Annotated in this window: 14 protein-coding genes; 3 read left to right on the top strand and 11 right to left on the bottom strand. The window is 47.2% G+C overall.

The features are described 5' to 3' along the window. The first annotated feature begins 5 nt into the window (after positions 1-5). The 3 genes from K9W43_05945 (at position 6) to K9W43_05935 (ending at position 3,895) form a co-directional block, all read left to right on the top strand. Positions 6-1,271: a 3-isopropylmalate dehydratase large subunit gene (locus tag K9W43_05945; GenBank protein ID MCF2136770.1), complete on the top strand. Its 1,266-nt coding sequence runs from the start codon at positions 6-8 to the stop codon at positions 1,269-1,271. 6 nt (positions 1,272-1,277) lie between these two features. Then, positions 1,278-1,772 carry a 3-isopropylmalate dehydratase small subunit gene (gene leuD / locus K9W43_05940; protein ID MCF2136769.1) on the top strand — a complete coding sequence of 165 codons (495 nt, stop codon included), beginning with the start codon at positions 1,278-1,280 and terminating at the stop codon, positions 1,770-1,772. Between the two features lie 344 nt (positions 1,773-2,116). After that, entirely contained in the window at positions 2,117-3,895 is a 1,779-nt protein-coding gene (locus K9W43_05935) for a hypothetical protein (protein ID MCF2136768.1), read from the top strand. Between the two features lie 81 nt (positions 3,896-3,976). On the opposite strand, the gene K9W43_05930 is transcribed toward K9W43_05935, so the two are convergent. The 11 genes from K9W43_05930 to K9W43_05880 form a co-directional block, all read right to left on the bottom strand. Further along, a complete protein-coding gene (locus K9W43_05930) occupies positions 3,977-4,528 on the bottom strand; it encodes a hypothetical protein (GenBank protein MCF2136767.1) in 552 nt (183 codons plus the stop codon). A gap of 104 nt (positions 4,529-4,632) precedes the next feature. Then, a complete protein-coding gene (locus K9W43_05925; protein MCF2136766.1) occupies positions 4,633-5,805 on the bottom strand; it encodes an acyl-CoA dehydrogenase family protein in 1,173 nt (390 codons plus the stop codon). A gap of 99 nt (positions 5,806-5,904) precedes the next feature. After that, a complete protein-coding gene (locus tag K9W43_05920) occupies positions 5,905-6,249 on the bottom strand; it encodes a hypothetical protein (GenBank protein ID MCF2136765.1) in 345 nt (114 codons plus the stop codon). Positions 6,250-6,446: 197 nt separating this feature from the next. Beyond that, positions 6,447-6,797: an OB-fold domain-containing protein gene (locus tag K9W43_05915; protein ID MCF2136764.1), complete on the bottom strand. Its 351-nt coding sequence runs from the start codon at positions 6,795-6,797 to the stop codon at positions 6,447-6,449. Positions 6,798-6,875: 78 nt separating this feature from the next. Beyond that, positions 6,876-7,214 carry a hypothetical protein gene (locus K9W43_05910; protein MCF2136763.1) on the bottom strand — a complete coding sequence of 113 codons (339 nt, stop codon included), beginning with the start codon at positions 7,212-7,214 and terminating at the stop codon, positions 6,876-6,878. A 33-nt stretch (positions 7,215-7,247) separates the two neighbouring features. Next, a complete protein-coding gene (locus K9W43_05905; GenBank protein ID MCF2136762.1) occupies positions 7,248-8,675 on the bottom strand; it encodes a hypothetical protein in 1,428 nt (475 codons plus the stop codon). Positions 8,676-8,685: 10 nt separating this feature from the next. Continuing rightward, complete coding sequence (locus K9W43_05900; GenBank protein ID MCF2136761.1) at positions 8,686-9,054, bottom strand: hypothetical protein; 369 nt, start codon at positions 9,052-9,054, stop codon at positions 8,686-8,688. Positions 9,055-9,069: 15 nt separating this feature from the next. Continuing rightward, entirely contained in the window at positions 9,070-9,624 is a 555-nt protein-coding gene (locus tag K9W43_05895) for a hypothetical protein (GenBank protein MCF2136760.1), read from the bottom strand. 1 nt (position 9,625) lies between these two features. Then, the gene (locus K9W43_05890) at positions 9,626-10,507 is read right to left on the bottom strand and encodes a GTP-binding protein (GenBank protein MCF2136759.1); all 882 of its coding nucleotides are present in this window, start codon (positions 10,505-10,507) and stop codon (positions 9,626-9,628) included. 207 nt (positions 10,508-10,714) lie between these two features. Then, positions 10,715-17,818: a hypothetical protein gene (locus K9W43_05885; GenBank protein ID MCF2136758.1), complete on the bottom strand. Its 7,104-nt coding sequence runs from the start codon at positions 17,816-17,818 to the stop codon at positions 10,715-10,717. Position 17,819: 1 nt separating this feature from the next. Further along, the gene (locus tag K9W43_05880; GenBank protein MCF2136757.1) at positions 17,820-18,986 is read right to left on the bottom strand and encodes a hypothetical protein; all 1,167 of its coding nucleotides are present in this window, start codon (positions 18,984-18,986) and stop codon (positions 17,820-17,822) included. Between the last annotated feature and the right edge of the window lie 232 nt (positions 18,987-19,218).

Below are 19,218 nucleotides of genomic sequence, written 5' to 3'. Positions count from 1 at the left end.
GCATAGTGGGAAAGACTCTGGCCGAGCAGCTCATCGGAAGTCATACTGAATCTGGCGTAGCCGATGCAGGAGAGATCGTCGAAGTAGCTGTAGATATGTTGATGACCCACGAAGTATTGGGTTCAAGAATCATGCCCATCCTTGAGGAGATGGATGTCAAGAGAGTCTGGGACCCGGCCCGTATTCTCGTAGTCAACGATCATTGGGCTCCGGCGTCGGATACAAAGAGCGCAGAGATCCATCAGAGAAATAGACAGTTCGTTCGTGAGCATAAGATCAAACACTTCTGTGATGTGGACTGTGGCATCTGTCATCAGGTCCTTCCCGAGCTGGGACTGGTGGCACCCGGAGACCTCATCATCGGATCGGACTCCCACTCAACACTCTATGGTGCATTCAATGCCTTTGCAACAGGGCTGGCCGCTACTGATTGCGCGATCATAATCGCCACTGGCAAGACTTGGTTACGGGTCCCTGAGTCAATCAAGATCACCGTCAGTGGAGAGTTCAAAGAGTACGTGATGAGCAAGGATCTGATTCTAAAGATCATTGCAGATCTTGGTGCTGATGGAGCAAATTACATGTCCATGGAGTTTCATGGACCCACAATTGACCAAATGTCTGTGGACTCTAGAATGACAATGACAAATATGAGCGTGGAGGCCGGAGCAAAGAGCGGTCTGATGACGGTCAACAAGAGTGTCCAAGAGTGGATGAACAAGCGACCCCCAGATCGAAAATGGGCCCCGGTTGTACCAGACAATACAGCAGAATATCAAGAATCCTTAGAATACGATCTGGATAAAGAAGCGCTAGAACCCTATGTTGCCGTTCCTGACAGCCCAGCAAATGGACGACCTGTCACTGAGGTCGTGGGGACTCCGATCGATCAGGCATTTCTTGGATCCTGTACAAATGGACGCCTTGAAGACCTTCAAGTCGCAGCCAAGATACTCAAAGGGAGGCATGTGCATAACGGCACAAGGATGATAGTAACCCCTGCAAGTCGGGAGGTCTACATGAGTGCCTTAGACAACGGAATCATAAGAATCTTGATGGAGGCTGGAGCAGTTGTGACCAATGCAACGTGCGGTGCCTGTGTTGGGGGACACTTGGGAGTTCTTGGGGCGGGAGAAGTTTGTATCTCATCAACTAATCGGAACTTTCCCGGACGTATGGGCCACAGAGAATCAAAGGTATATCTGGCATCACCTGCAACGGTTACCGCCAGTGCCATAATGGGAGAGATCACGGACCCAAGGAGCGTGTAGAAAATAATAGTCGGTCAGATTCGAGGACGCGCATGGCTTTTTGATGACAATGTGGATACAGATCAGATCATCTCAGGTAAACACCTTCGACTCCTCGATTACGCGGAGATGGCTAAACATGCACTAGAGATACCAAGACCGGACTTCGCCAAGGAGGTGAGGGCAGGAGACGTGATCGTGGCAGGACGTAACTTTGGCAGTGGGTCGTCACGAGAGGAGGCGCCTCAAGTACTGAAGCAATTGGGCGTCAGCTGTGTCGTTGCAGAGTCGTTTGCCCGGATATTCTATAGAAACTCGTTCAACATAGGCCTGCCAGCAATTGTACTAAAGGACGCAACTTTACAAATCCGGGATGGAGAAGATCTCGCAATTGATTTAGAAGAGGGGAGAATCACAGTTATCGACCGTGGAGCCCAACTACAGATCGACCCAATTCCACCGTTTATGATGGCACTATTAAAGGCGGGGGGTGCTGTGGCCAAATATAAGAACGAACACTGATAGATGAATGTGGACACACTTATCTCTCGAATCTGTTTTGAGGAAATCAGTTAGACTGTTAATAGTTTTTTTGCCAAGTTGTTTTTACAATTAAAAGATTGAGGCATTTTTTAGTTCCATGTGATTAATAGTATATCATAGAAGTACAGTGTGAAACGTGTAAAGACATAGATTAATCAATGTGAAAGGAACTCTGAAAAGTTTCGAATCGGGCACAATATGTGTTCATACTTTTTTCACAATCACTTGTTTACTAAGTTTTCATATGAAAACAAAATCAAGATAAATGCTAAAAGGGACTATCATCATTGATGCGTGATGCTTCTACCAAATGGTGATAATCTGTGAACGTCACACTATTCCTATTATTATCGATAATTGTACATCTAATCCCGATCCCACCAAGTGTTGAGTATTTCCAGCCACCAAAAATCTTTCATTATTTCCCACTGAGACTGGTCTGGGGAGCTGGAGCATGGTTATTCATCTGTGTCATAATGCAGATGGCACTTCCATGGGCACTCATCTCCTTGGCGATGAGCTACAGTCTCTTCCTCGTCTTCAATGGAGTCTCGTCAGTGCGCGTGAAAAGACTTGATGACATGCGTTCAACGATGCCCGTGGTCTGCCTTGGAATCATTCTACTGATCACGATCCCGATATTCAGTGGTGTGGTCACTTGGACCTCGGATGTCTCAAACGCTGAATACGTTGACAAGTTCATTGTGACTGCAAACGGGCCCCTATTTAATTCCACAATTGAAGATAGCAAGGTCAGATTAGTCACCAGCCAGCTTGCAAGGTTTCAGGCAAGGCGAATCATGAATAGCATAGGATCAAATGTCGAGATTGCTGCGGCGCACATCACCACGCGCAATGGTCGGCTAGTATGGGTGTGTGTGGTCGTATCCACAAATACATTATCAGAAAATCGACTTCAAGGGTTAATCGTCGTCGATGCGAACAATCCTAACCAAGTCGAGGTCATCACAGATGTAGGGAACATGCCAGTAGGCGAAGGCCTCTGGTGGGACAAGAACATCCAGTTCGGGAACTACCTCGAGGACATGACCAATATGTACGAGTACGCCTACCCAACATGGGATCCTGATGGCCAGCTCGTCTACATCCAGACACGAACTAATCTTGGTGTGGACTTTGTTGAGCGACCGCTTGGTCCTAAGGTGTACTACTATAATGGCACAGTCATTGCATACCCGACTCTGGATGACACCCCTGAATGGATCACCCAAGCATACGGTGAAGAGTGGCTTGAACGTCAGATCACAAGATGGGGAGGTTACCGACGTGGAGAAGGATTCGATCTCTTCGCAGGAGGATTCTTGTGGATCGTTGAGCCCTCTCGTGATCGAATCGCTATCACAGAGGATACGCGGTATATCATCAACCCCGACAATGATCATGTTGAGGCACTTGTTGCAGTACATCCCACAGATGCCACATCACTCACTCTGAGTGGATTCATGCAGGCAACAAAAGATAGGATATACTATCACGACATGAGGAACATGTCATTAATGAGCGGCGAGGCCGCTGTGAACGTTGTCCTGAAGACCTTTGCCAATCCAACCAGTGGCGCATACTATGGAGCCATGCCTCTTATCTATCCAATTCAGATAAACTCGACTTACCGGAGATGGGCATGGTATGTTCCTATCTACTGGTACAACACCGAATACGATTCGGACAGTGAAGAGACTGTTTTGACAGATATCAGACTACATGGATTAGGCATTGTCGATGGTCAACTCGAATCGATCAAGGCAATAGCCACATCCGGATCAGGAGAGTCCCTAGTACGAAATGTACGAGAGGCATACGTGCAGGCTGTCAAGGATGCATTGAGTGTTGCACCTGAACCGTCCAGTAAACTCACCCTCACAGCCAATGTCCTAAATGTGACATCGTATGTGGATGAAGGAAGCACTCACATCGTCATTCGGACCGACAACGCAACCTACCAATGGATCGAGGGCGCAAAGAACTGGATGTCATTGACTGACTGGTATGAACTCCTGACTGTGAAAGTGGGCGATAACTTCACAGCAAACCTCGAGCAGGTCGGCAATCAGTTTAGAATAACTTCCTTCAAGAAAAACTAGAGAGATAACTTCCTTCAAGAAGAACTAAAGAGCGGGCTTTCCGCTCTCTTATTTTTCTTTCTTTATATATATAATAACGGCCTATTTTTTCGACATCCGACGCTTCATGTCATCATAATGAGACCTGATAGTACTCCATATGCGCTGGCGTCGAGAGAGGACAGGATCTGCGTGCATCGGACACTTGTCACCAAGAGGGCATTCGTCCTTGAAGCCTCCATACTTGTGCATTGCATCAACAAGATAGTCATTGATCAATGCATTTGTGAAATCCGTCACAAGTTCACTGCTGATGAGACCCCAGTCCACATCTCGAAATCTATCGTTTGATAGTATTTTATGGACCGCATCATAGACTGACTCAGCAACTTCAGGCTGGTCCTCAGAGAGTCCTATGACCACCGAATGCCCACTCGGCATGATCTTGGAAAAACGCATAATTGTTGAGCCCATGTGGATGGCATTCAACGAGAGGCCTTCTGAGAGAGTGGGGGGTATGGTCTCAATAGCTGACAAGAGACCGGCCAACATCTCGGGTTGTTCAAAAGCGGATTTACAAAAGGTTCCAAAACATTTACTGTAGATTGGCAGGCCTGCTTGCGTGTAGACCATCAGGTACTCTAACTTTGTCATCTTTACACAACCTATTTCCTTAGAATAGATGACAATCGAATCTCTTGCACTATAATCTTTTGTTTCAACCAAAACAGAAGAGATGAGGCAAGTGCCTCACCTGACTATTTTGCGGGGAAGAATTCCTTGTAGATCTCTCGCTGAATCAGAAATCTCAAGACCTCGACAGTGCCACCGCCGATTGTCATAAGACGAGCGTCACGAAGGAATCGCTCGATAGGATATTCGGTCGTGTACCCGATACCTCCCAAGATCTGTAAGGCCTCATTCGTGATCTGTACGGCCACCTCAGTGGCATAGACCTTGGCAATTGATGCCTGTTTTGTCGCCGTCATGCCAGCATCAAGCATCCGCGCAGCAGTCAGCGTGAGCGCACGTGCGGCCTCAAGCTTGATCGCCATGTCGGCAATCTTAAAGCTCACACCCTCGAACATCCTAATCTTACGATGGAACTGTTCACGCTCATTAGCATACTTGACCGCGATCTCATATGGTGTACGACCATACCCGATTGCTTCTGCGGCAATTGCAGTACGTTCACTATCAAGCTCGTCCATGAGAATCTGGAAACCCTGACCCTCTTTCCCAAGGATCATTCCTGGTTTAACACGAACCCCATCAAGCTTGAGATGGGAGACCTTTGCAGATTTCATACCCATTAAATCATGGTCCTCGACCACGCTGAACCCATCACTCTTTGTGTCCACAATAAACGCAGTCATACCCTGTTTGGACTTGACCGTCGGATCGGTGATCGCAAAGCAGCACATGTAGTCCGCCTGACTACCATTAGTGATGAACCGTTTCTCTCCAGTGATGATCCATTCATCACCATCTTTCTCTGCACGGGTCTTCATTCCTGCCGTGTCTGAACCAACATCCGGTTCGGTGATACCGATGCATCCGATCTTATCACCAGTGATGATCGGGGTGAGATATTTCTTCTTTTGCTCTTCAGTTCCAAACTTACTGACGGGCTTTCCATAGAGCGTCGTAGATGCCATTCGGGCCATGTCTAAACCCGCATTGACCGCAGAGATCTCCTCTGCAACGATGGTCTCATAAGAGACTCCTTTTTGAGAACCACCAACATCCTTCTCATGGAGCACGGCCATATAGCCGACCTTTCCTAATTTACGGATCATCTCACGAGGATAGGGGCCCTTGTCTAGTTCGTCACTTATAGGAGCGATCTCTCGTTCACACCACTCTCGAACCTCACGTCGAAACTCGAGCTCTTCTTCTGTCCATAATATTGTACTAAGATGCGCTGTCATCGTCATGACCTAATGTTTGGTCATAACAGACTACCTTAAATCAATACTCCCAAGTTGATACCAAAATCTCACGAGCCAAAGTAGACGATGAACTGAACGTCACTCATCATCTTGAATTGCTTGGATAGCCCGTATGGCGAGTTTCTTTGCAGTATCTCGCTTCTGTCGAATCTCCAATGCATGCAGTCGTATCTGATCAAAGAGCGATCGACGTGCCGAGATGACCTGTTCAACCAGTGCAGCCACCGCCTCAGAACGGCTCTTGAATATCTCCAACTCGATAAGAGCATCTAGTATCTCAACGATGTCAGCACTCATACGTGTCATCACAGAAACTTCTCGTTTCTTTAACCCAAACCCCTCAATTGAGAGACGGCCCATTAGTTCTTCTCTAAGACTTAGTTGAGTCTCGTTCATTTTCATGACTAGTTCATCATCGGTCATTCAATAGACCTTCTAGTAAATAGATGTGTATTACGTAGACACATAACTCTTAAGTGGCTTTCTACGTAATAGTATTACATGAACAGTATTCAGACTGTTCGATTCGGTCCCAATTCATATGGGAGCGTTCATGCCTTTTGCGCTCCCATGCCTACAGCTGCCTGAGCAAGAAGAAACACTGAAACTGGCTCAGGCAGTCACTTGGCAGTCTTAAGTTCTTCAGAGAGGGGAATAAAACATAGTCTATTATCATCATCATAATAGAGGGAAACACGGGAGCCTATAGAGATCGCTCCGATGTGGCGTTTTTCACCAAGACTCAGGACAGTGGCACCACGTTCGAGTTCGACAAGCGCAAGAAGAACAGGGGGGTCAAAACCAGAGGGGGGCATCTCAAGCACAGAATAACTCACCACAGTCCCTTCAGGCTTTAGCTCCACAGGTACCATATGACCTGCGGTTAGACCACAATAGGGGCAGATCTCACGTGGAGGGACAATGACCCGACCACAGTTCTTGCAAGAAGATGCACGAATCAACTCTGACAACCAAATAATATAGTATCTACTTACTCAAAAGCATTTGCAATGATAAGTAGTGCGTGGCCACGAGAGAGCCGAGATCGGTCATTTACTCTTTAATGTGCGAACCACAGATTTGAGATGCTTTTTAATAAATGACCGGAATTTGGTGTCATCAGTAAGATAGATCATTGTTGAACCTGACAGATTCTCAATGTCACCATCAACATCAATAGCCTCGCCCAGTTCGACCAAGTCCCTCTTGAAGATCCCCTCAACAGCATGAGGCGAGAACCCTTCCTTTTTGAATACGGGAAAAATTTGAGCCTTTGTTGCAGACCCACCAAGTTTCAACAGCGCAAGTATGATCAGCCAATGATGCCATGCCAGTGTATAATTTTCGAGTTGCCTCATTACATCTTTTAGGGGTCGTTTCTGCTCCATCAATAAATCCTCCACATGGTGATTTGTATGCTCTTACTTCATATCACTTTCCTCGGAGCCAGAGGCCTCATCAAATAATGGTTCAGATAGATCAAAAGCCTCCAAGACAATCTCCGAGTCATCACCAAGTTCAGCCTTTACTTCTTCAATCATCTGATCCTCTTGACCTTGAATCTCTCGTGCCACCTCAGAGAGAGCACGGGGACGTACAATCCCACCATCGATCTCGACAAGGCCCACCTCAATGAACTTCTCAAGGTCCTCTTTTAGCCGTCTCACAGGTATACCCATTGCAGCCGAAAGGTGCGCCAAGGGTATGCCACGAGTCTTATCAGCAACAAGAAAGTATGCCTTAAATGCGGGCTCGTCTTCCGCGACCTGATAGAGTGTATTCCATCGAGCTGTAAGCTCTGCGATCTGTGCCTGTAAAGACTCGTTCTCGGTGCGAAGTGAACGGATCTCACCTTCACTCTTGGCAAGCTGTTCATTGAGTTCGGTCGCTTTGGTTTCAAGGGCTGAAGCATAATCCGAGGACTTGACAGTCTCCTCTCGAAGGTATTTTATCGTCTCATCACGCTGCTCGAGATCGGTACGGAGTCGGGCCAATTCTCCTTCCATCTGTGAGAGACGCATTAGTTTGTCTTCATAGTCGGCAACGATCTCTTCGGCAGACCCGAGCTTCTCGATCATGGCCTTCTGCTGCTCGATCTGGGACTGCGCCTGTGTCAACTGGCTCTTTAGGTCGGATATGACCTGATTACGCTCTTCAAGCTGAGCCTCGAGAGCCTTCAAAGACTCTTGTAGTAGGCTCATCTCACCACGGACCGTACTGACCTCTTCATCTCGATGGGCAAGCGTGGCTTCGAGTTCGGCAATCTGCTTACGCAGTCGGAACAGTTCTACACGCGCCACCTCAATCTGGCGCTCTCGATCTTGAAGCGAGGCATAGAGCTGGATCACTTTTGCCTGGAGAGAACCAGTAGAACGTGCTACATTCTTAATCGCACCCCGACTGGCCTTTGTGATAATGTCTTCGACTTGATCATGTGCCTCGGTCAGTGCCTCATGAATAGGTTCAAGAAGATCACTTGGAGCAAGAGAACTAGATAGCTCGTTTCGGACGGTCACAATCGTTTTTGTGTAAAACACACCTAGTCCAGCAGACTTCAATTTAGTTGCAATATTGGATATTGCCTCAGAGACTTGCTGCTCCACATTCGGTTCAGTGTTTTTGAGACTATCATCAATCATGGAGAGAAGATCTTCCATTCGCACACGGATGCGCTGGAAGGCCTCTTCTAACATGCGAGCAGTTGAAGTCGAACGGGTGACCACCTCAGGTTCAGAGGAGGATATTGTAGACACACCAGTTTCAAGAGCCTTCTCCATGAGACGGCGGGTCTCCTCCTCGACCTTGGAAGAATCATCTTCTTCAGATGTCCGTTCATCCGGACTGGGCAAGTGAATCACCTCACCTAAGTATACCGCGGTAACCCAACTCAATTAAGCGAGACGAGACCTGTTTGAGTCGTTCAGCCACTTGTGCAGCCTCTTGAATCCTTGACATGAGCTCCTTTCTGAACTCAATCGCTGTCAATTCACCACTATCAAGACGAACTGTCAATTGACTACGTTCAGTCTGCAACTCATCCCGTCGCCTTACAAGACGCTCGTACTCCGCTACTAACTTCACAACCTCCTCTTGAGATTCAGGAGGAAGCTCTGCCACGACCGGTGCCTTTGTGGGCACAGAGTCAGATACGAGAATTTCTCGGGCCCTGACCTGTGAGCGTTCGTGAGTACCTCGTTTTCGTCTTCGCCAACTGTCAAATAATCCCATTATCTATCACTCCCTTTATTCTAGTTGATCTTTTATCTCCCTCAGCCGTGCTTCGGCCTCGAGTCTCATTCGACGTGCTGCTTCGGCCTTCTGTTCATACTCTTCTGCACTGGCAGGATCGTTGAGCACCATCTCAGAGTACTCGTTTTCTTTCTCAAAGTACTTTGCAATTTTAATATCCAGTTCACTGGCCTCACGCTCGAGTTCCTCGCGTGTCATCTTTGCAAGTTCATCTTCCAGAGGAGCTTCTTCCGTTTCCTCCTCGATGATCACGGTGGACTCGGTGGCACCTTCTGCTGATGCGCCAAGTCCAGACACGCTTACGCGGATGCCTTCCTTGAGCTGGGCCTCCAATCGCTCCATACGCTCAATGATAGTATTCATCTTCTCATCGAGCTTCTTAATAGCAAGAGTCTGACGGTCTATCGTCTTGAAGAGTTCATCAGCAAAGTCTTCAAAATTAAGACCATATTTGAAACTGTCAAGGACATCCTTGATCTGTCCAATCTCAGTGATTAGTCGCTTGCGCTCCTTCTCATCAATTATTGATTTTCTTTCAGAATCACTCATTTCACTCCGCCTCGATCTCACCTACTATCTTAAAATCAATCTCTTCAAAGGCTACAGCCCGCAAGAGTTTTAGCCATCTGTCACGAAAATCACGTCTGTTCGCCTGCATTCCATATGCAGGAACATCAAGAATACGGCTCACCTCTTCTGGAGAGAGAGACCCTTTCAGATCCTGTTTGTTCGCAATAGCGATTGCACGAGCATAAGGCAGTTCGGCCTTCAGAACAGGATAGGCTACTCGTTTGGTCCATGAGAGGTTCTCTTTTGTGGAATCGGTGACTATGATAACAATACTGCCAGCCCGAATGATCTTACCCCACTCCTGAACAAAACGGTCCTGCCCACCAAGGTCAAACATGCTGAAGACATAGGGATCAAAGTCGGCCTTTAGAAGAGCTTTATCACCAAAGAAGGTAGGAACATATTCCTGCGGAGGAGCCTGAGATGGCAGGGTCGCCAACTCTAGGAGGGTCGTCTTTCCAGTACCACCATGCCCGGCAAGACACACTTTAACAGGAACACGGCCAACTATCCGTCTGAAACCGTCTTTGAACGGGGAAAAATCGGTCGACTTCCACTCATCCGTTTCCAAACTATGCTCAAAGGCCGTCATGAACTTTGAAACCATAGACATCAATGCTTCATTTGCCTTCTGTGTAGATGCCTGCCTATCCATAGTCAGTATGAATTGGGTATCGTGCGAGTTCATGTACACATATCGAAACCGCTCGATCTCCATGCTATCGATCTTCCATTCCTGCAATTTCTTAGCAGAGGAAGAAACCAGCATCATTACAGCAGTCGTGTCCAAGTCTTTGTTCGGTACAATTACGTCTTCAAAAAGGGTTTGACCTTCCTTAAACACATGAATCTCACGGATCATGAATCATCACCCCAGATTAATACGGCATTATTGAAACCGATAAGTGGCTGCCGAGCGGACCACATCACTGACATAATCCCATTGTCAAGTTTTGCTTTTGAGGGTTGTTTGTACAAAGGCCATCGACCTGTGCATTTCGTTTTTCGTGACATATGTTCACCTCACAGGGAGAGGGAAGGGGGTTATCACCCCAACCCATTGACTCCCTTACTCCGTATCATCGGTATCAGACTCATCGGATGACTCATCATCTACAGAATCTGACGCATCTGTTGTTTCATCACCCTCGGATTCGTCCGTAAGATCGTCCAAGTCTTCTAGTTCGGATTCACCTAACTCATCCAACTCGGATTCTGTATCGTCTGACTCGGGGGCGCTCTCATCCACTGATTCTGTATCGAGACTGTCGGACTCGGGCTCCTCGGTATCAGACCCCTCTGACAGATCATCTGACGGCTCGGAGAGGTCAGCATCAGATGCAAGTTCGGTTGCGTCTTCATCAGCGGGCAGTTCGTCTTCGGCCGATGTTGACTCCAAGTCCTCGGAGGGCTCTTCGGGTACAGACTCCTCTTCTGGAGGAGCTTCTTCAACTTCGGTCTCGGGCTCAGGAGCAGCCTCTTCTTCAGGAGGTGCTTCAGCCATCTCGCTCTCGACTTCAGCGGCAATCTCCGACTCAAAGTCAACAGCCTCTAGCGGCTCTGTCTCCTCGGCACCAATCGCATCAAGTGCATCAAGTCCCTCAAGGAGGTCCTCGGTCTCGCCACCAAGGATCTCTTCGTATTCCTCGACGTGGACCATCTCGATCGTAGGAGCTGGAATATCGAGTTCCGCAAGACCCGGAGCGAGTAGCTCGGAGATCACTTGTCCCATCGACTTGATGTTCTCCACAGATGCATGCTTGTTGTGCTCGATGTCCTTGAGAGCACGGTTGATCTGCTTGATCTGGTATGGGATTCTCCATCGGCGGACACCGACACTTAGAGCAGCAATACCAACAAAGATACACAGCATCAATAAGAATAGTTGTAGCTGAGATTGAGGTACACGCACTCCGAGTATCTCGTACTGGGTCTCAATGATGCGAACCTCAGTGGTAATCCCAGTCTGTGCCTCATAACCATCGGCCTGAATGCTGACCGTTACCGTGTAGGGATCGCTGCTTATCGCACCAATGTCGGCAGGAGAGAGTATGATATAGTAGCGGCCATCATCAGCCACCTTGACATCTTCCTTAGTGAACTCGGTCAGAGGAGTCTTGATAGTTATGGAGGTCACGGCACTGAACGGCACAGGAGCCCCATTGGTCACATCGGTATAGTTGAGATATAGAATCCCAGACTTGTCAATCTCGATCTGCACACTTGATGCAGTAAGAACGGTCTTTGCAGAAACATGAAGTACAATCTCCACAGTTGCCTGAGCGTAGTTCGTCAGATTAGCAGTGAAAGTGATTGTGATCGTACCGGGAACTTGTGAGGGGTCAACGGTCGAGGGATCGATAATGAACCGATATGCCTGCTCAGAAGCGACCCAAGTCCCGACTTGACCACCACCAAAGTCAGATATGACATTGGCTCCACTAAGGATTCGTCCGGCAAAGGTCATGCCAGTGGCAATCTTGTAACTGACGTACACCGTAAAGCTTGGACCACCATGAATACCATTCAATTCGGTATCGCTGGACTCGAGGACTGTTGTAACTGGGTTGACCGTGATATCAAGAGTCCAAGGAGCGAACGTGTAGTTCTTGTTCACACTCGTCACAGTGATCGTATAGACTCCAGCCACAATCTCACTGCTATTCACGGTAGTGAGATAACCACCATTACCGATTCCAAGAAGAGTACCTGTGACAGAAGTGCCAGACCAAGTGTAGGTGACAGCAAGTCCATCAATCGGATTTGCCAGCGAACCGTAGTGCTGATTGATGTTGACACGGATACTGAAGTTGGAACCCCAAATGAGTTCAATCTGCTCAAGTTGCGAGATGTCCTTTGTGACGACAGCGGGGATCGGTGCAATGTAGACACTTGTTGAATTTGTACCATCAACATAGTTGTCTAAGGTGTATGTGAAATCGAAGAGGTAAGTCGTGGTACCGTTGAACCATGCGTCAGAATCGATCACCCATGTGAATATACCAGTACCATCATTGGAAACCGTCACATTATAGGCGGAACCCGGAACAATGAGAGTGATATCCGCAGCAGAATCAATCAATATGTTATGAACAGTATCCCACAAATGGGCGGTCACAGTGAATGACTCACTCCAGTTGACCGATGAAATAGTATCGATGACCAACTTGGTCGAGGCCTCACGGACAACAACCGCCGCAGTCACGGGCACATTGGTCTGGAACCCAGCACGCTCCATCGTGAATAGGATGAAGTAGACCTTTCCGATCTCCGTTGTCGTCATGCCAAGCGCACGGGTATCAATGCTGACATTGTACCAGCCATCACCATACCCTACACAGGTCGTGACATTTGCAGCAACACCAATCACCTCGATCGTCACTGTGTCAGCATATGTAATCGGCGTATTATCCAGTGTATTGTTCCAGTAGAAACTGATGTAGAACACATCAGCATAGTACTGCTCAAAGTAGTTCACTGGAAGAACGACCTCATCTGGAACTGCACTGATCCGCACGAATACTGTAATGCTTGCTGATGTGCAGTCTGCCTTACTGGCCGTTATCGTCACCGTATAGAGTGTATCCAGTGGCAATGCCTTTGTCGCATCAAGCTCTGCACTATAATGACCTGAACCAGTACCTGTCAGTGATCCGCTGTCATCGACAACGTACTGCATGTACCAGTGATAGGTAACAGTCACTCCATCGACTGTTGTATTCACTCGGGACATATCCATGAGAAGAACATCAATAGTGAAATTGTGGGTCCAATAGGTCTCGAGTGGAGTCTCGGCCGAATTATAGTCAGAAGAGATCTGTAACGGCACAAGAATTTGAACGGTGAGCTCGATAGTTCGGGTCACATGATTTGCAAGACTGAGTTCGATAGTCAGCGTGTAGGTTCCGGCCTCAATTAGTGTCTTTGCGGTGATAGTATAGTGGCCACTGCCTGCATCACTAATAGTGATTGGTGCAGTCCAATTGTGACTCCAAGATGCGCCCTCCAGACCTACTGAATCACTATCACGCACAAATGAGATCTCGAACTCTGCATCCTCACCCCAGTCAACTTGTACTGAGCTGCTAGACACAGCAGAGAGTGTGGTTGGTGCTGGGTCCACTGCGATATAAGAGAACGAATCATGTGCAGTAGCAAAGTTATCCTTTGAGCAAGTAATGTTGATGACCCAATCACCAATTGGTACAACATCATCAGTAAAGTGGTAAGTATACACTCCTCCAACAGGATCAAGTGTTAGTGAAATAGACTTGTAGACCTCACTAGTATCATGATTGATCCAATAGACCGTTACCGACACACCAGCAAGATCAGGGCTACTGTCGTTCAATAAGATATGATATGTGAAAGTGATAGTATCACTTGACAATGACCAATCGTAGCTTCCATGCCCTGTGATCTGGACATCCATCGGAACCTCACTAATCTCCACACTAATTTGTATCTCATCAGAGGCCCAGTTCTGACGATCCATCGTAACAGTCAGGATATAGTTTCCAACTGGAAGATCGTGAAAGGCACTTCCCGGCACGGTGTATGTGCCATTGGAGTTGCTTATCATGTATCCGGATCGGAGCACTAACAGACCCTGACGGATTGTATAATTGTATGTGTCAAGACCGGTTACATTGCCAGTATTTGTCAAGTCTTGCAATAGGAACAGGTGGTCTGAGTGTATATTATAATATTCGCTGAAGCTCGTACCATCATACGAATTCAAAGAGGTATCAGCCTCAGTTATGGTCAGATATATGGTAAAATTGGTAGGATCGTTGTAACCAGTGGTGTGCGCATATATTATAATTTTGTAGGGGTTCTGACTAGCATTTAGATGCCAATATTGAAGGTCAATTGTGGCATTGAAATACCAATTATGATTGTTGGCAGGCGAGTTTATGAGATACGAAGAAGCCGAAGTGGTCCACGTACCGTAGCCAACCAAAGACATATTATAATATATCTCAAAGCCCACAGTTGTTGAACTGCCAAATGTAACATTGGTTTTTTCAGGGACCGCACCACTGGTTCTATTGTAGTATTCAAACCAAAATGTGAAGTTTGTGTACCATGTCTGTTGCTCAAAGCTGAACGGAGATGAGATTTCGGTATACTGTTGGGAATACGTGGGAGGCGGCAAATCAATGGTATTAACATAGGTATAGCGATCATCTGCAACAACAACGGTTCGATTAACTGACGAACCGCCCTTTACAACATCTACGGTATACGAGTAATTCCACGGGCTGGACATATTACCGCGAATCCATTCGAATGTAATGAGTCCACTAGAGTTGGTTTGCCCAACAGCAACAACCGTTTCATTGTTAAAGTATACAGTGACGGTTGCACCCTCGACATTGAAACCAGATGATTGAACCTGGATATTGAGACGAGTCAGTCTAAGCTGAATATTGACCTGTGTTCCTTTTTGTAAATTCGTTTGAACCACAGAAGCTGTGTTGTTATGTATAACCTGATTAAAACTATCAGTTCTCCAGACATCAATGTACCATGTGCCATTCACAATCCTTGTGAAGGTAACATTGCCATTGCTGTCAGTAGTTTCTGTCTGAATACTGTACGTATGTCCAGTCTGATTGTTAGTCAAATCTACATGTGCATCAGGAACTGATTTGTCATCCCAGCTCTGAACGTGAACCTGAAGGGTTAGAAGTGGCAATACCCAATCATCATGCACAAATGATCCCGAGGAAAATTCAGAGGAACTAATACTCCAACTTGCAAAACGTGCAATATCTTCCCATGGATAATTGTTGTAAGAGTTGGCACCAGCATACTTTGCAAATAGAGAATAGTCATCTTGTGGCAATCGCGGGAAGTGCAACCAGCCCGTTGCATTGGCCTTGGCCTGATGGATGTATGATTGATAGTCAGACCCGTTGCAGATTCGCATGTAGATGTCTTCATCCACATTGTCATTCATCGAGTCACCATTCAGGTCATTGAGATGTATATCTATCGACGCCATCTTTAGAGTAATTGTGACAGGTGTAATGGATCCGGTGATAGTATGATTTGAGGTGTCCGTGATCCACACATTCGTGTATGAGGTGACCAACCAAGTAGCAGCATCAATGACTGTATGAACCTCATAAGTTCCATTGTTGAGACCCTCGAATATGATCAGACCATTACTATCAGTAATTCCGGTTCGATTTTTACCTTGATCGTCAATCCACACGGCCGATGTGGATGAATTATACAGGGTCACAGTCGCACCACTAACAGGTAGACCATCAAGATCAACCACGGTGATGTCAAACTCGAAGAGATGACGCTCGCTGCTCTTGGATACTGAAACCCCATATTCATCACGTTCGGGCATGTATGCCGGAACCATCCAACCATATCCTTGATCTCCCGAAGGAGCATATGGGGAAGAGGTCGAAAATTTAGCGGCTCGCACGACACTGATCGTGACATTTGAAGAGATTGTGTAGAGGGAGGGACTTGAAGAGAGTGGGAGAAAGATGTCGACACCACCAGCAGGGATATTGACCGTACCACTATTAGAACCGGTCACATTTACCTGAGCGTTTTCCATCGCGTAAATGAAGAACTTCATCCCAGAAAAGCCCCACAACTTGAAGTCCGTTCCAAAACGGTAGCCGCTGGTTGTCGAGACCCAATCACCCCAATCGGATCCGGAGGTCGGTTTATAGATCCCCTGAACGGTCAATTTTGCACCAGTAGAACTGACGATGTGTAACACATCTTCTGGGTCGGTGTCACTTGCTGTACCCTGACCCACATCATAATAGCCATTTGCGGAAATTGTCTGTGTGGTGACAGTAGACCAGCCAGATCCGCTGTTTCTATAGATAGTCACAGACACACTCGTGGAACCAACATTCGTTATCCGCGTTCGATCATAAGAGTGACCCATATCAATTGTATAAAACTCCGAACCCGCAAGAGCTCCAGTTATAGAAGGATACATACCCATGATGTCACGAGAATAGGCTGCATCAACATCACCTGCACGGGTGGCAATGGGTTTTGTAGAATTGACCATAAACACGGTCTGGTAGTTGACATTTTTCTTTGAGATATATTCACCAGCCTTGAGAGTCACCGGCCATGAGGACACGGTTGTCTTGTTGTAAAACATCCAATCGGAGGGAGTATCAAGCACTTCAGAAGAGGTCCAGACCCAGACCTGTGTGTTATCAGACATTGCCTGAATCCAATATTTTCCTTCATAGTCGCTATCGAATCCCGAAACTCCACCAATAATGAATTTTGTACCGACACCAGTACCGAGTTCGTCAACACCAGGATACCAGTCATTTACTGCGGGATTAGAGTTCTTGTGGCCAGAGCCAGCAGTCACTGCGAGAGGATAGTAAGAGTGCACTGCATAGAAACCCAGAAAGGCACTATAATCATAGGTGTCAGTATTTGGTTCGATGCGGATCACTTCGTACTTGTCAAGTTGACCATAAGGTACGTTCGTGACTGTGCCGGACTGTATGACACCAGTACTGGATGCCCAACGAGAATCCACATTTCGTGGATCGTCCCAGACCTGATTAGCATCGTCCCACATCTGGACCGTGTAGTTGTTATCGTCGTAGTATGATACTAGGTTCAGAACAGAGAGGGTGTAGGTCTTGTAGACAAAGGGATAGTAATCAGGATAGAAGACCGAACCAACATCATTCTTCGCATAGTAGATGTAGTAGTTCTGTTCTGTCGCACCCTGCGTCACGTTTACACTGAAACTGACACGGGTCGAGAGAATGTAATTCCCTGAGGCATCATATGTCGTGTTCCATATCTGGAAAGGCAGGGCAGACCATGTTGGATCATTATAGTACATGACCCGAATTGAATCTCTGTAGCAGTGCCCGTCCTCAAAGGTGAGATACAGATGAATAGGCACAAGCGTCCGGTCTGAGATCCCTGGCTCCGTGATATTCAAGTACTGCCTATAGACATATGAAGAGTTCCACCATTTGGCCTCATCTTGACCATAACCTGCAACTTGAGCGGCACCGCCATTAAGGAGGAGGTTATTATCAGTAATCTGACTTGACACTGGCAATGGTTGTACAGTAGAATTACCGCTCAAGGGGAGAAGCATGAGTATTGCAAAGGCTCCGATTATTGCAATATGACTATATTTCACTTTATTCAACCTCCAATGCTGCGCTGGCGGCCATGCTCGGATGGAAACGCTTCAAGACCTCTAAGTAGTGAATAGCCTGCCTGCTTGGAATCGCCTCGTCATTATACTGCTCCACTGTCCGCTCGATCAGCCACTCGGGATAGACCGTGGCCACCTGCGGATTGCTCTTGAGAAGAAGATGCTCACGACCCTCCTCATCGTTCACCTTCATCAAGATATGAGCCTTCTCCAACTTCTTGGAGATCTTACGGAGTTCAGACTTGGTCATGTCAAGAAGACTGGGAAGATGCTCCGTCTGTTGTGGCCCCTCTCTCAGAATCGAGATCAGGTCGTATTCATCAAAATCAAGGAGATGTTTTGATAGCTCTGCGGCTTCAGACCAGATCGCCTCTGTGAGGTCGCGTCTGAGCCGCGCAATGTAATCTTTATGATATTTCTTTGTTGAATCCAAATATTGATTCGCAACGTCGGATGGGAGCTGTCCACCACGTACTGCCCGCACCGTGTCATGCGGAATTGTCCTAAGAATAAAAATCGCTCGCGTGAGATAGACCACTTCGGAGGAGAGTCCCTCAACCCAACCTGTAGCAATGACACCCATCTTGACCAGAGGCCGTAACACAATGTCCACATCGATCTTCTTGCCGACCTCTTCAAAAATCAACTGTTCAAGATCGGCTGATTCCACCGTACCATTCCTAGTCAAGGTCTCAAGGATCGCCCGACGGACAGGGTCACTCAAGACAGATGCCTGTCGCTGCTCAGGGGTCATCTGCGTATAGCGTGCGAGCTGACCATAGAGCTTGGGCACCATCTTCTTGTACTTGTCACCCTCAGCATTCAGAAAGATCTGCGTGGCGATCTCAGGTAACGCATCCTTGTAGACTTCCGGATCTTCATCAGATTCGAGAATTAAAAACACCATAGAGGGAAGGCCCTTCAGGTGCATGTTGAGCCCACCATAATACACGGCGAGTTTGAACTCATCAAAAGCAAGAGCATTAAATCCCGGGCGTTGTGACTCTTCGGTCTCTCCAAGAGTTGCGATACCATAGATCCGCATAGATGTGGTCGGATCAAGTCCTTTGTTCAAACCCTTGGGAGTCTTAGCGGTCACCACCGGCCCCAGTTCATCGTCCCATTTCAATACGGCTAGGCCTAACGGCATACTTGTCAGTCTCCTTGATTTGGTCGCACCCACCCGCATGGCGATTGAGTAATCACCATACATGAATAGAGGAGGTATACAGTCAATTGTTGGTCCCTATATCGACCGTACTGGAATCATGCAGGAAGATTCCTTGCGCCAGACTGGTAACGTGTTAGGTGTTTTTGATTAATAAGACAATCTTGGACGAATATTGTTTCAGAAATCGTAATCGCGACCAACAAACATGCTG

The sequence above is a fragment of the Candidatus Thorarchaeota archaeon genome (assembly GCA_021498125.1).
GTDB lineage: Archaea > Asgardarchaeota > Thorarchaeia > Thorarchaeales > Thorarchaeaceae > B65-G9.
The sequence above is the reverse complement of the archived record's forward strand: the minus strand, read 5'-3'. Positions and strand labels throughout refer to the sequence as shown.